This is a genomic window from Devosia sp. P3_B2 (assembly GCF_056402875.1).
In genome coordinates this window covers 124,136-138,175 of the sequence record NZ_JBFUGO010000005.1, presented here as the reverse complement: position 1 = coordinate 138,175, position 14,040 = coordinate 124,136, and the positions used below count along the sequence as shown (strand labels likewise).

The 14,040-nt window shown below is 67.7% G+C and carries 12 protein-coding genes; 2 read left to right on the top strand and 10 right to left on the bottom strand.

From position 1 onward, the window contains the following. Nucleotides 1-108 precede the first annotated feature (108 nt). The 6 genes from AC1DV8_RS09460 to ccmI all read right to left on the bottom strand — a co-directional run bounded on the left by AC1DV8_RS09460 (nt 109) and on the right by ccmI (nt 6,609). Entirely contained in the window at nt 109-1,665 is a 1,557-nt protein-coding gene (locus tag AC1DV8_RS09460; RefSeq protein WP_477157284.1) for a Do family serine endopeptidase, read from the bottom strand. Nucleotides 1,666-1,782: 117 nt separating this feature from the next. Next, on the bottom strand, nt 1,783-2,532 hold the full coding sequence (locus AC1DV8_RS09455; protein WP_477157283.1) for a sulfite exporter TauE/SafE family protein: 750 nt from the start codon (nt 2,530-2,532) through the stop codon (nt 1,783-1,785). A gap of 100 nt (nt 2,533-2,632) precedes the next feature. Then, nucleotides 2,633-3,079 carry a cytochrome c-type biogenesis protein gene (locus AC1DV8_RS09450; protein ID WP_477157282.1) on the bottom strand — a complete coding sequence of 149 codons (447 nt, stop codon included), beginning with the start codon at nt 3,077-3,079 and terminating at the stop codon, nt 2,633-2,635. Continuing rightward, nucleotides 3,076-5,043, bottom strand: a complete 1,968-nt coding sequence (locus tag AC1DV8_RS09445; RefSeq protein ID WP_477157281.1) for a heme lyase CcmF/NrfE family subunit — start codon at nt 5,041-5,043, stop codon at nt 3,076-3,078. The genes AC1DV8_RS09450 and AC1DV8_RS09445 overlap by 4 nt, the downstream gene beginning before the upstream one ends. Nucleotides 5,044-5,101: 58 nt before the next feature. Next, on the bottom strand, nt 5,102-5,545 hold the full coding sequence (gene ccmE, locus AC1DV8_RS09440; protein ID WP_477150216.1) for a cytochrome c maturation protein CcmE: 444 nt from the start codon (nt 5,543-5,545) through the stop codon (nt 5,102-5,104). Then, complete coding sequence (gene ccmI / locus AC1DV8_RS09435) at nt 5,542-6,609, bottom strand: c-type cytochrome biogenesis protein CcmI (RefSeq protein ID WP_477157280.1); 1,068 nt, start codon at nt 6,607-6,609, stop codon at nt 5,542-5,544. The genes ccmE and ccmI overlap by 4 nt, the downstream gene beginning before the upstream one ends. 101 nt (nt 6,610-6,710) lie before the next feature. On the opposite strand from ccmI, the gene AC1DV8_RS09430 reads away from it, so the two are divergent. Beyond that, nucleotides 6,711-7,808, top strand: a complete 1,098-nt coding sequence (locus tag AC1DV8_RS09430) for a hypothetical protein (RefSeq protein WP_477157279.1) — start codon at nt 6,711-6,713, stop codon at nt 7,806-7,808. Then, nucleotides 7,805-9,805, top strand: a complete 2,001-nt coding sequence (locus AC1DV8_RS09425; protein WP_477157278.1) for an FAD-dependent oxidoreductase — start codon at nt 7,805-7,807, stop codon at nt 9,803-9,805. The genes AC1DV8_RS09430 and AC1DV8_RS09425 overlap by 4 nt, the downstream gene beginning before the upstream one ends. On the opposite strand, the gene AC1DV8_RS09420 is transcribed toward AC1DV8_RS09425, so the two are convergent. The 4 genes from AC1DV8_RS09420 to AC1DV8_RS09405 all read right to left on the bottom strand — a co-directional run bounded on the left by AC1DV8_RS09420 (nt 9,806) and on the right by AC1DV8_RS09405 (nt 13,958). Next, nucleotides 9,806-11,011: a hypothetical protein gene (locus tag AC1DV8_RS09420; RefSeq protein WP_477157277.1), complete on the bottom strand. Its 1,206-nt coding sequence runs from the start codon at nt 11,009-11,011 to the stop codon at nt 9,806-9,808. A gap of 135 nt (nt 11,012-11,146) precedes the next feature. Then, nucleotides 11,147-11,632 (bottom strand): hypothetical protein, encoded by a 486-nt coding sequence (locus tag AC1DV8_RS09415; RefSeq protein WP_477157276.1) that lies wholly within the window; start codon nt 11,630-11,632, stop codon nt 11,147-11,149. Between the two features lie 26 nt (nt 11,633-11,658). Beyond that, nucleotides 11,659-13,080 carry a sensor histidine kinase gene (locus AC1DV8_RS09410; RefSeq protein WP_477150210.1) on the bottom strand — a complete coding sequence of 474 codons (1,422 nt, stop codon included), beginning with the start codon at nt 13,078-13,080 and terminating at the stop codon, nt 11,659-11,661. Nucleotides 13,081-13,298: 218 nt separating this feature from the next. Further along, nucleotides 13,299-13,958: a response regulator transcription factor gene (locus AC1DV8_RS09405; protein ID WP_291311524.1), complete on the bottom strand. Its 660-nt coding sequence runs from the start codon at nt 13,956-13,958 to the stop codon at nt 13,299-13,301. Nucleotides 13,959-14,040 lie beyond the last annotated feature (82 nt).

Below are 14,040 nucleotides of genomic sequence, written 5' to 3'. Positions count from 1 at the left end.
CTGCGTCATTCCGGCAAAGACCGGAACCCTTGCGGATCCCGGTCTTTGCGAGGAGGACGTAAGGGAAAAAGGGCCCCGGAACGAGTGCTCCGGGGCCCGGTAGTGTGATTACGACTTGGCTTCAGTGATCGGCAGCCCGATGAACCGGGTGTTGCCCTCGCGCTGCGCCTTCACCAGGGCCGTGCTGCGGCCCGCATCCTTGACGGCCGTGATGGCCTTCTCGAAGTCCTCGACCGACTTCACGGCCTGGTTGTTGACCTCGAGGATGGTGTCGCCCACGGCGAAGCCCTTCTCGGCGGCCGGCGAGTTCGGATCGACGTCCTGGATCAGCAGGCCTTCGCCACCCGAGTTCGGCACCAGCGTCAGGCCGACGCTGGTCGGAGCAGGAGCGGCGGGCTCTTCGGCAGGCGCCTGCTGCTGCTCTTCAGTCGGAGCGGCAGCTTCGTCGAGCTTGCCCAGCGTCACGGAGATCTTCTGCTCCTTGCCGTCACGCCAGATCGACAGTTCGACTGCCGTGCCCGGGTTCTTGCCGGCAATAGTGCGGCTCAGATCGAGCGCGTTGCTGACCGACTGGCCGTCAACCGCAGTGATCACGTCGCCGGACTTCACGCCGGCCTTGTCGGCCGGGCTGTCCTTGGACGGCTCGGTGACGAGAGCACCAGCCGCATCCTTGAGGCCCACGCTGTCGGCGATGTCGCTGGTGACATCCTGGATGCCGACGCCGAGGAAACCACGGGTCACGCTGCCGCTCTGGATCAGTTGGCCGGTCACTTGCTTCACGACGCTGGCGGGGATCGCGAAGGCGATACCGACGTTACCGCCGTTGGGGGAGAAGATCGCGGTGTTCACGCCGACCACTTCGCCGTTCATGTTGAAGTCCGGGCCACCCGAGTTGCCGGTGTTCACCGCGGCGTCGATCTGGAGGAAATCGCCGTAGGCCGAGCCGGCGATATCGCGGCCACGAGCCGAAACGATACCGGCGGTCACGGTGCCGCCGAGGCCGAACGGGTTACCGACCGCGACGACCCATTCGCCGACGCGCACTTCGGTTTCCGACAGCTTGACGAACGGCAGGTCGGTCGCACCCTCGACCTTCACCACGGCGAGGTCGGTCTTCTCATCGGTGCCGATGACCTTGGCGGTCATTTCCTTGCCGTCGTCGAACACGACGGTCACCTTGTCGGCGTTCTCGACGACGTGGTTGTTGGTGACGATGTAACCGTCAGCCGAAATGGCGAAGCCCGAACCGGCTGCCATGAACTTGCGCGGCGGCTGCGGCTGGCCGGAGCCCTGCCCGCCATCCTGGCCGAACTGCTGGCCAAACTGGTCCATGAAGTCCTTGAACGGATGATCGTCCGGCAGATCGGGGAAATCGAACTTGAACTGCGGACCACCGCGCTGCAGCTGGCGCGTATCCTGCTTCTCGCCGCCTTCGACGATGATCGAAACCACCGCCGGCTTCACGGCTTCGACGAGATCGGCGAAGTTCGGGGCGTTGGTCACGGCCGGCGGGGTGATCTGCGCGGCTGGCAGGAGCTTGGCGCTCTGGGCGGTGGAAGGTGCGGTCGCCGCAACGAACGCGGTGCCGCCGCCGATACCGGCGAGGATCGCCAGAGCCGAGGCCCCGATCCAGCGGCGAGCGCGGGAAGAGTTAGTCGAGGGCATGATGATCTCCTTCAGTCAGGCACTCATTTATGGGCCAGACATATGGAGCCGGCCGCCTTTCTGCACCGTGACCCGGGTGTTAATAATCGGTAATGTTCGGCCCGGCGGAGGCCGCGCTCAGAGCAGCACCTCGCGCAGCAGGTCGAGCGCCACAAGCGTCAGCACGATCTTGAAACCGCAGCGAAATGCCGCCTCCGGCACCTTCACCAGCAGCCGGCTGCCGATCGCCGTGCCGGCGAAGCCGGAAAGGATCATCGCCAGGATCAGCGGCAGATAGGCCGCGAACGCGAAGCCAAGCAGCACGAACATGACGACTTTGAAGCTGTTCTGCAGCGTCATCAACATGGCGTGAGTCGCAACCAACTGCCGCCGGTCCGCCAACCCCTTGATGAACACCGCCACCAGCGGCCCGGTGGCCCCGACCACCATCGACACCGCCGCAATCACCGCACCGCCGATCACCTGCGCCACGCGGGACTTCCCGACGACCTTCGGCTGCGGCAGCCAGGTGGTCAGCAACACGAACGCCGCGATGGCCACCTGCAGCGCCGTCGCCGGCAACAGGCTGGCGAACTGCCCGCCGACAACGGTGCCGATCACTCCGCCCAGCGACAACCACAGCACCAGCGGCCACTGGATATGCCCTCGCTGCACCACCGCCCGCCCGGCATTCGAGCCAAGCTGGATGGCGCCATGCAGCGGCACGACGACGGTCGGAGGGAAGACGAGTGCGAGCACGGCCACCATCAGCGTGCCGCCGCCGAGCGAGAAGGTCGCGGTGATGAGCGAGGTGATGAAGCTCAGTGCGATGAGCGCGAGGGCGGTAGTGAGGGGGAGATCGGCGGGGAGCAGGTCGGTGAGGGACACGAAAGAGGACTACCGGTCGCGGACCGAGTCGTCACCGACCCCGAGCTCTCCACAGCGCCTTCTCCCCTTGTGGGAGAAGGCGACTACGGACGCATCGTGCCTACCGCTCCAGCTCCTCAATCGCCTTCGCCTCATCCTCGGTCAGCGCAGCCTGCCCCGCCACCCGTTTCCGTCGCGCGCCGATGAACACCGCGATCCCGCCGAGCACCAGTACCACCGGCGCCGCGACCCACAGCAAGATCGTGTGCGGCGCCATCACCGGGTTCAGCAGCACATACTCGCCGTACCGCGCCACGAGATAAGCCCGCACCTGGTCGTCGGTATCCCCGGCGGTCAGCCGCTCGCGCACCAGCACGCGCAGGTCATGCGCGAGGTCCGCATCGGAATCATCGATCGACTGGTTCTGGCAAACGAGGCACCTCAGTCCCTCGGAGATCGCCCGCGCCCGCGCCTCGAGCGCCGGGTCGGACAACAGCTCATCCGGCCGCACGGCCAGTGCCGGAACGCTCAGCAACGCCAGCATCACTAGCGCGAGGATCGCCCTCATTCGGCTGCCACCCGCTGCGCGGCGGGTTTTGGCGCGCCGATGCGCAGCCGGCGATAGCTCAGCGACAGGAAACCGGCGCCGGCCATCAAGAGGCACCCGAGCCAGATCAGCGTCACGTAGGGCTTGAACCACAGCCGCACCACCGATTTGCCGTCGGGCTGCGGCTCGCCCAGCTGCAGGTAGAGCTGGCTGAAGCCATAGGTCTCGATCGCCGCCTCGGTGGTCGGCTGGCCGCTCGCATTGTAGACGCGCCGCTCGGCCAGCGCCTCGCGCACCCCGCCGCCCGGCGCCCGGATCGAAAAGCGCCCGGTATCGGAGACGTAGTTCGGCCCCTCGACATGCTGCATGCCGTCGAACGTCACCTGGTGGTCCGAAATCACCACGCCCTGTCCCGGCACCACGGTGGTCACCAGCTCGGTGCCCCAGGCGCTCGCCGCGACGATGCCGATCACCGTGACGCCAATGCCGACATGCGCGATCGCCGTCGACCACGCGGTGCGCGGCAGGCCGAACAGCCGCTTGAACGAGGTCAAGACGTCCGTGCGGAAGAACTTCGCCCGGTCGACCAGCTCGGCCAGTGCCCCGAACGCCACCCAGAAGCCGAGCAGGAGCCCCAGCGGCGCCAGCGATACCTCGGCTCCACCAAGCGCAAAGCAGAGGATCGCCGCGAACAGCGCCAATCCGGCCGCTCCCGCCAGCCGCTGCGTCACCGCGATCAGGTCGCCGCGCTTCCAGGCAAGGAACGGCCCGAACGGCAGGATGATCAGCAGCGGCGCCATGATCACCCCGAAGGTCAGGTTGAAGAAGGGCGCGCCCACCGAAATGGTCTCATGCGCGATGGCATCGAGCAGCAGCGGATAGAGCGTTCCCACCAGCACCGCCACGGTGGCCGACGCGAGGAACAGGTTGTTGAGGATCAGCGCCCCCTCGCGGCTGATCGGCGCGAACAGCCCACCGTGCCGCAGCGTCGAAGCGCGGAAGGCGAACAGCGAGAATGCTCCGCCGATAAACGCCGCGAGCAGCGCCAGGATCACCATGCCGCGCGTTGGATCGGAGGCGAAAGTGTGCACCGAGGTGAGAATGCCCGAGCGCACCATGAAGGTGCCGAGGAGACTCAGCGAGAAGGTGATGATGGCGAGAAAGATGGTCCAGATCTTCAGCGCGTTGCGCTTTTCCATCACCAGCGCCGAATGCAGCAGCGCCGTGCCGGCGAGCCACGGCATGAAGCTGGCGTTCTCCACCGGGTCCCAGAACCACCAGCCGCCCCAGCCGAGCTCGTAATAGGCCCAGTACGAGCCCATCGCGATCCCGAGCGTCAGGAAGCACCAGCTCACCAGCGTCCACGGCCGCACCCAGCGCGCCCATGCCGCATCGATCCGGCCCGAGATCAGCGCCGCCATGGCGAAGCTGAAGCAGACCGAGAAGCCGACATAGCCCATGTAGAGCAGCGGCGGATGCACCGCGAGACCGATATCCTGCAGGATCGGGTTGAGATCCTGCCCCTCGAACGGCGCCGGCGAGAGCCTGAGGAACGGGTTCGAGGTGAACAGCGTGAACCCCGTGAACGCCGCCGCGATCAGGCTCTGCACCGCCAGCACCAGCGTCAGCAGATCCTTGGGCAGGTTGCGCCCGAAAGCCGCGACGGCAGCGCCCATGATCACGAGGATCAGCACCCACAGGATCATCGAGCCTTCGTGGTTTCCCCACACGGCGGTGATCTTGAAGATCAGCGGCTGCGCCGAATTGGCGTGCTCATAGGCAAGCTTCAGCGAGAAATCCGAGGTAACGAACGCCTGGACCAACGCCGCGAACGCCGCCGCAACCAGCAGGAACTGCAGGATCGCCCCCTGCTGCAGATACCCGGCCAGCGCCTCGCGCTTCCAGAACACCAGCCCGATTGTCGCCGAGATCGCCGAGATGGCGAAGGCGAGAACGAGGGCGAAATGGCCGAGTTCGATGCTCATCGAGCACCCCCGATAGGCGCTGGTGCGATATCTTTCAGCCCCGATGACAAAAACATCCTCACAGCGGAGCCCCCTCGCGCTGCCACTCGCCGCGCTTCTTCAACTCCTCGACCAACTCCTTGGGCATATAATTCTCGTCGTGCTTGGCCAGCACGTTGGTCGCGGCGAACGTCCCCTCGGACGTAACGCTGCCCTCGATCACCACGCCCTGCCCCTCGCGGAACAGGTCGGGCAGCAGCCCCACATAATGCGCCGGCATCTCGGTCTCACCGTCGGTCACCACGAAGTCCGACGTTTCGCCGGTCTTCTTCCAGGTGCCTTCCTTGACGAGCCCGCCCAATCGGATCGGCGTGCCGGCGGCGATCGACCGTTCCTTCACTTCGCTCGGCGAATAGAAGAACACGATCTGGTCGCGCAGGGCCACGAAGATCAGCGTCGCCGCAACGACCAGAACGGCCCCAAGGCCGCCAATGATGGCGAGACGTTTCTGCTTGCGAGTCAATTGCTTGCTACCAATCCATTATCCGCTGCGAGAACATCGAGTTCCGCGCGAGCGCCCGCATCGGGATAGGCCTTGCGAGCCGCATCATAGGCCAGTTGTGCCGCCTCGGTCTGCCCCAGCACCAGCCGCGAGCGCACCAGGCGCGTCCATTCGTCGATCGTGCCGCCGCTCTGCATCAGACGCTTCGACAACCCCTCGACCATGCCGGCGACGTCGGCATTGGCAGGCATGTCGCGGCCGAGCCCCGCCTCGGCCGCTGCCAGTCCGGCCTCGGCATTGGCGACCCAGCTTTCGCCACCGGTGCTCAGCTTCAGCAGCGCTTGCCACTGGGCCTTGGCGTTGGCGAAGTCACCCGCGCGCGTCGCTTCGCTGGCGAGGTAGTAGCGCGAGCGCACGTGCTTCACGTCGCGGTTCGACGCGCTGCGGAACAACTCCAACGGCTCGCCGCTGGCGTCGCCGTCCTTGGCCATCATCAGCGCCTCGCCCAGGTCGGTCTCGCGATCCGCGGTCGGCCCATCGAGCTCGATCACCTTGCGCAGTGCCGCTGCCGCATCGGCAAAGCGCCCCAGTTGCATGTAGGCTGGCGCGATCACGCTCCAGCCCCGCAGATCGTCGGGCTTGGCCTTGAGTTGCGCCTCGATGCGAGCGATCGCGTCGTCGAGCGTCATCTCTGGAGGCGGCACGTCCTTGCGCTCGGTCAGCGGCTGTGCCGGCAGGTCCGGCCGGCCAAGCGCGCTATAGACGCCGAAGGCCAGCAATGCGGTCGCCACCGCTGCACCCGCCACGATGCCGCGCCGCGATCCGGTGTCGGTCAGAGGCTTGGTCGTCCCCTTCAGCCGCATCAGTTCACGCGCCAGTTCACCTTTCGCGGCCACGCCTTCAGCCGGCCCGAGCCGCCCGAGCGCCAGGTCCGACTCGATTTCCCTCAGCTGCAGCTTCAGGTGCGCGACCTCAGGGCTGTCTACAACAGCGGCAGTCGCGTTGACCCTCCGCCCGGCCCCCGCATAATAGAGGGCGGCGCAGGCTATGGCTGTGACCACAAAAGCGAGCGACCAAAATATCATGTGCAGGGCTCTGCCTCATGCGAAGGTGCGGAAACGCGCCCGATCTATAAAGGCATTCTGGCAATTTATGCACCCGCACACATCGATGTGTGGGAGGCGCATTGCCGCAGCCCGAACAATGGTCCGCTAAACTCATGGCCGATGGCAGCTACGACTACCTGATCGTCGGCTTGACCCCGCTTGCCGGGCTGCTCGCCGGCCTGCTCGCGATGGAGCACAAGCGGCGCGTCTGCCTCGTCGGCGAGCCGTTCTCGCCGTTCCGCCTGCAGCGCAGCATCGATATCTCCGTGGCGCCGGTCACCCGGCCCGAAACCCTGCTGCTGACTAAGCGCGTCGCTGCCGAAACCACCAGGCTGGTGAGCGGCTGGGGAAAGGGCCTGCTCGGCCGCATCGATCCGCTGTTCGTCGCCGAAACCCCCTACAGCATCGCGGCGCTCGGCCATTTCCGCCATCTGGCCCTGGCGCTCGACTATGCGGTCGAGCCGGTCGCCGACCGCAGCATCTCCGAAGGCCTGATGCTGCGCGTCCGCGATGCGCAGATGCTCTGTCACGGCCGCCTGGAGCCGGCCATCGAGGCCTGGCTGGCCGCGCACGAGGTGCGCCATCTCGATCGCGCCCAGACTGAGCTCACCATCCGCAAGGACGGTACCGCCCGCATCGTCCATGACGGCCGCAGCGTCGAGGCGGCACAGGTGATCCTCGCGGGCGACGACGCCGTGCTCGAGCACCTGCCCGAGGACGCACGCGATCGTAGCCTCGAGGCGATATCGGGGTCCGCGCACCTCCTCGAGACCGGCAAGCCCCTCCCCGCCCCTTACATCGCCTTCCTCGACCGTGGCGTCATCCTCGGGCAGGACGGCAAGGTCAGCGTCTCGGCGCTGGTCGCCGGCGATCCGGCGACGGCGCGCGCTCGACTCGGTAGCGCCGCGGCGAAGACCGGGCCACTGCGCCTTGCTGGCGAGACCATGGTCGGCAGCCTCCGCACCAGCGATGGCGCGCCGTTCGTCGGCCAGGCCCGCGGCCAGAAGACCACCGTCATAGCCGGTCTCGGCCCGACCGCGGCGTTCCTCGCCCCCGCGCTCGCCCGCCATATCGCCGACGTTTCGCCCGCCGACGAGGCGCAATGGTTCGCCGCCCGCGGCCCCACCCGCGGCAACCTCCGGCTGCAGGCCGCCGACTACCAGGCGGTGCCGGCGTGAGCGACACTCCCCACCGACTCCGGGCCGACGCCCCGCACGGGCTTGGCGGCGCCGAGCTCGATCGCAAGACGCCGGTACAGTTCCGCCTCAACGGGCGAATGATCGACGGCTTCCTCGGCGACACCGTCCTCTCGGCGGCCCTCGCGACCGGCATCCAGATCGCCGGCCGCCACGGCGACGACGCGCTGGCGCTCGACGAGAGCTTCTCCCCGCTGGTCTCCTCGGGCAAGGGCGGTGCGCTGCCGATGGACCGCACGCCAGCGTTGCCCGGGCTCAACCTCGTGACCATCGGCCTACGGCGCGATCCCATCGCCTCGGGCGGCATCCTCGGCGCCTTGCGCAACAAGCTGGTCGGCCCCGCCCGCACCCTCAACCACCGCTTCGGCGATGGCGCGGTAGGCACCCCGCCCTGGCACAGCGCCCCCATCGACGAAACCATCGAGACCGATTTCGCCATTGTCGGTGGTGGCGTCGCGGGCCTCAGCGCTGCAGCCGCCGCCTCGGCCGCGGGCAAGCGCGCTGTGCTGATCGAGCGCACCCCCAGTCTTGGCGGCACCATCCGCTATTTCGGCGCCGTCGATGCCGAGGCCTCGCCGGATACGACGATCGAGCAGCTGGTTGCCAGCCTCGACGGCAAGGGCCCCGTCACCACCCTCACCCGTGCCGAAGCCTTCGCCATCACCGGCACCACGCTGCGCGTCCACCAGGTGGTGGTCGAGGCCGATAAACCCGCCTCGCGGGTGATCGCCATCGTCGCCAGGCACATCATCCTCGCCACCGGCGCGACCGAGCGCCTGCCGCTGTTCCCGGGCAACCGCACGCCCGGCATCGTCGGCGCGCTCACCGCCTTCCTCCGCGCCGAACGCTTCGGCGTCTGGCCCGGCCGGCGGGCGCTGTTCACCACCCCGCACAGCTTCGCCTACCGGCTCGCTTTGCACGCCGCCGATGCCGGGGTCGAGGTGCAACGCATCGTCGACAGCCGCCTTTCCCCCACCTCGCGCTTCGTCGATTTCGCCAAAGCCACCGGCATCACCCTGGCCTCGGCGCTGGCGCCCAGCCACGCCGAGCCGCTCGAGCGCAACAAGCCGGGCCTGCGCGTCGGCTTCGCCGTGGCCATCGACGAGATCCGCCAGGACTCGACCGCCATCGAGACCGACCAATTGATCGCTGCCGGCGCCTGGCAGCCCGAGATCCTGCTCTGGCTGCGCGCCGGCGGCGCCGCCGCGTGGGACGCCGCCAATGGCTGGCTCGCCCCGCGCGGCACCCTGCCAGCGATGGCGCTCGCCGGGGCAGCCGCCGGGCTCCACACCACCGCCGCAGCCCTCAGCAGCGGCAAGGCGGCGGTGCTGGGCTTTCTCGGCAAGACCGCCCCGCCGGTGGTCGACACGGTCATCGAGGAAGCGTTCGAGACCCCTAACGCCCGCACGCCCGTCTCGCCATTCCGCGACGCGGCCCGCGGCGCTACCTATCTCGACCGCGGCCCCTCGCTGATCACCCGCCGTGCCGCCGCAGCCAGCAAGCACGGCGTCTCGGGCCTTGCCACCCGCGCTGTGCAACTCGGGCTCGGCGACATCGCCGCCGCCGTCGACATCGGCGCCATGGCGCCACGCGATGCCGGCTCAGTGGCTGCCGAGCGCTGCGCGCTCTCGGGCGAAGTCACCGACACCGGCTGGCGCGTCCCCGTCACGCCCGCGCCGGAGGAGGACGTCCCCACGCCGCCCGCCTATCTCACCGGCCGGTTCGGCGACAAACCGCAGATCTGGGTGCTCACCGCCGCCGATGCCCGCTCGTTCGAGCCCGGCTGCCTGATCTTCGAAAACTCCGAAACCAGCGACCCCCTCAAAGCCATCGGCGTCACCTACGCCCCCCACCGCCCCGGCGCCAACGGCGGCATCGCGATCATGGGAAAGGTGCCCGAGGCGGCTGAGCTCTACGTGCGAGATGCGGGGACCGCGGTGGCGTCGAGGCTGGTCGAGCGGCTGAAGGCAAAGGGCTGATCAGCCCGCCCGCTTCTCCGCGCTCTCGCGCGCCCGGCGCAGCACATCCGCATATTCCGGGTTGAACCGCAGCTCGGCCATCTTGATCGCCGCATCGAGCCGCGCGCCGGTGACCCGGTCGCCCGGGTTCTGGCGGAAGATCTCGAGGTTGCGCTGCACGTGCACTTCCAGCGCCTGGCCCACCTGGGTCCAGGTCTGGTCGAACATGGCATTGAGCGCCAGCGAATCGCGGCAATCGCGGATCGTTGCCAGCACGTAGCAGCCGTTGAGCGCGGCCAGCACCTGGTCGCTGTCGAGCCGGTCGGTGCCGGCATGCCGCCGCAGCGCCAGGTTCACGTCCGGCGCCACGTCGCGCAGTTTGGGCTCCACCAGCTCCGACACTGTCTTGGTCAGCGCGGCCACCGCCGTCGACCAGCGGGTCAGCCGTCCGAGCTCGACATAACCGGTCACCGCGCGCATCAGCCGGTGGAAGCGGTCGATGGCGCGGCAGGTCAGGTCGATGTCGGCGAAGGCGCCATATTGATGCAGTGCCGGGATTTGCGCCTGCGCCTGCGACAGCATGGCGTCGATCAGCGGCCCGAATCCGGCGCGAGCCACGGCGCTCTCGGTGGCCGAACCCGCCAACCGGATCGCCGCGGCCATCAGCCGGCCGGGATTGCCCACCTGCCCCATCGCCGCCTGGAACAGCAGCGCCGAGACGGCATGATCGTTGAGCGGCATGGATTGCAGGGCCATGCCCAGCGCCGTCTCGTCGGTCATCGAGTTGGCGGCGCGGCCAAAAGCCTGCGCCTTGTCGAGCAGGCTCCGGCACTTGAGCGCATTGAGGACCATCGGCAGCCGGGCATAGGCCTCGTCGCTGCCGAACTGGATCTGCATCCGCCGCACCGATTCCTGCGTCGCTGCCGTCGCCGCAAAAGCGGTACGGGCGCGCTGCAGCAACTCGGGCATCAGCAGCTCGAGGGCGGCGCGGGCGGCGGGGTCGCTGTCGGAGGCGTTGGGGTCGATCAGGTCCGGCGCCACGTCGCGCACCAACCAGGTCCATGCCGCCTGGGCATGCGCCTCGGCGATGCCGCCGTCAAAATCGAAGCCGGCCGGATCAGGCACCAGCACCGCGTCGATCAACCCAAGGAACGGCCGGCCGACGTGCCGGGACCGGCGCGACGTCGCGGTTTCAGAGGGCTGGGAACGAACGGAAGTGTCAGGCATGCAAACCGGTGGGCGTCATGGGTCCAAGGGTAGTCCCCGAACCTAGCGCTCGCCGGTAAACAAATGACTATGCAGGCCGTTTCTGGCCGATCACATCGGTGTCGGCCGACGATCAGCCGGCCACACTACGGGCCGTCAGCCGGCGACACTCCACGTGCCGTCGATCTCGCGGCAGGCGGTGCCCTTGCGGGCGACGGCGGTGCCGGCGATGGTCACGGTGTGGGTGAAATCGCGGCAGTTGATGTTGTTGACGGTGACATAGGGGCCAACCGTCACGTTGCCGGAGGTGCCCTTGTCGCCGGTCCAGGCGCGCGGCGCGCCGGGGCGGCCGAAGGTCAGCGCATTGAACTGCGCGCTCGCCGCCTCGGACTTGTCCTTGGCGCTGAGCTTGCCAACGATCGAGGCATCGAGGAACGCCGTCACGTCGTTCATAGTGGTGCCAGCGGTCTGGATTGCGCCGGCCGCCGGGAGCGAAGCGGGGGTAATCGTCGGCTGCGTCGCCAGCGCCGAATTCGGAGCCGGCAGCGTCGGGCCGAGGGCCATGTCGGAGGAGCCCGTGGTGCCGCAACCGGCGAGCAAGAGCATAGCGAGGACTGGAAGGGCGCGGGCGATCAGCTGCATGTGGGTCTCTAGGGGTGGCCGGGCCCTTATTCCTTGCGTATTGAGGCGAAAGTGCGGAAACCCGCCACCTTTGCGGCCGGGAGCCGCAATTCTGCCAGGAGCCCCCCCAGCACTGAGCGCTTCAATTGCAGGGAGCCGCCGTAGACGTCAACCAGTTCCTTGACGATATCCAGCCCCAGGCCCGAGCCGGGGGTCTTCTCGTCCAGCCTGACACCGCGGCGCAACACCTTGGTCGCCTCCTCCTCGGTCAGCCCGGGCCCGTCGTCGTCGATCTTGATCAGGAGGTTTGCCGTGCCGCTGCCACGCTCCGCCACCACTGTGACGCCGATCGATGACTTCGCCCATTTGCAGGCATTGTCGAGCAGGTTCCCCGCCATCTCCTCGAGGTCGCCCTCGTCGCCGCGGAACCAGGGCAGCGATGCGTCGGGCCGCACCATGGCGATGGTCACCTGCGGGTTGAGCTTCTGCATCACCCGGGTCAACCGCAGCATCACGTGGGTCGCGTCCGCTTTCTTCCCCACCACGGTCGAGCGCGCCGCCAGCCGGGCGCGGTCGAGATAGGTGGTCACCAGCTGGCTCATCTTTTCGGTCTCGGTCGCGACGACCTTCGCAAGCCCGTTCTTCTTGTCGGCCCCCGCCTCGTTGCGCAGCACGGCGATCGGCGTCTTCAGCCCATGCGCCAGGTTGCCCACCTGGTTGCGCGCCCGCTCGACAATCTGCTCGTTGGAGCGCAGCAGCTCGTTGATCTCCTCCGACAGTGGCGCGAGCTCTGCCGGATAAGCGCCGGTGAGCGATGCCGCATCGCCCTCGCGCACCCGCTCCACCTCGCGCCGCAACCGGCCAATCGGCCGCAATGCCAGCCGTGCGACGATCGTCGACATCACCGCCAGCATGATCGCCACCGCACCGAGCACGATCAGCGTCTGCCCGCGGAACTCGTCGACCAGCGACAGGATTTCGTCGAGCGAGCCCGTCACCATGATGTGCAGCGGCAGGCCGTTCACCGTCACGGCACGCTCGATCACCCGGATCTTGATGTTGAACGGGTCGGTGAGCACCGCCGACTTGGTGTTCGTCTCGTCGAATTCGCCGGGCAGCGGGCCCAGCACCATGCCGACATAGGAATTGGAGAAGTTGAGCAGCTCGCCCTTGTCGTCGCGGATCGCCCAGTACCAGCCCGAGCCGGTGCGATCGAAGCGCGGGTCGGCCACCTTGATGGCCTCCGATTTCGGCGTGTCGGAGAGGAGGCTCAGGTCGGTGAGCGTCTCGATGTGGAATTCCAGCGTCTCGACGAGGCTGTTGTCCAGCGCCCGCGAGTAAAGCTCGGTGAGCAGAAACGCCGTCGCCACCAGCGCCACGATCAGCCACCCCGCCGACAGCAGGAACAGCGACGCCGCGATCGAGCCCTTCCGCTGCGACGCGGGTTGCACCGGCGGTGCGTCAGTCACGGCCTGCCCCTGCTCTATCAGTCGGGATGCCTTCTCCCCTTGAGGGAGAAGGTGGCCGAAGGCCGGATGAGGGGTTCCGCAACCAAGGGTTGCGCGATCGGAGCAAAGCGACGAGCGACCAAGCGCGCGGAGAGATACCCCTCATCCGCCCTTCGGGCACCTTCTCCCACAAGGGGAGAAGCCCGCTCGCCGATAGTGTCCCGGTACGAATGACAGCCTCAGTCCTCAGCGATCTGGTAGCCCAGCCCGCGCACCGTCTGGATGCAATCCTCCGGCAGTTTCTTGCGCAGCCGCCCGACGAACACTTCGATCGTATTCGAATCGCGGTCGAAGTCCTGATCATAGAGATGCTCGGTCAGTTCCGTCCGCGAGATCACCTTGCCCTTGTGGTGCATCAGATAGCTGAGCAGCCGCAGCTCATGGCTGGTCAGCTTCACCGAGTGCCCGTCCACGGTGACCTTGCCGGCCTTCACGTCGAGCCGCACCGAGCCGGCGCTGATCTCGTTCGAGGCCTGCCCGGCCGCCCGGCGCACCAGGGCGCGGACACGGGCCAGCACTTCTTCCATATGGAACGGTTTTGCCACGTAGTCGTCGGCGCCGGCATCGATGCCCTGCACCTTGTCGCTCCAGCGGTCGCGGGCGGTCAGCAGCAGCACCGGCATCTTCTTGCCGGCACGGCGCCATTCCTCGAGCACCGAGAGTCCGTCCATCTGCGGCAGGCCGATATCGAGCACCACGGCGTCGTACGGCTCCGTATCGCCGAGGAAGTGCCCCTCCTCGCCGTCGAACGCCACGTCGACGACGTAGCCCCCCTCGGTCAGCGCGTCCTTTAGCTGCCGGTTGAGATTGGTGTCGTCTTCCACGACGAGAATGCGCATCGATACGTCCCCTTTGCCGCCACGACAGCTCCCGCGCCCGGCGACAGCCGGCCCTACGCGCGAAGAACGTCCGACTTTGATT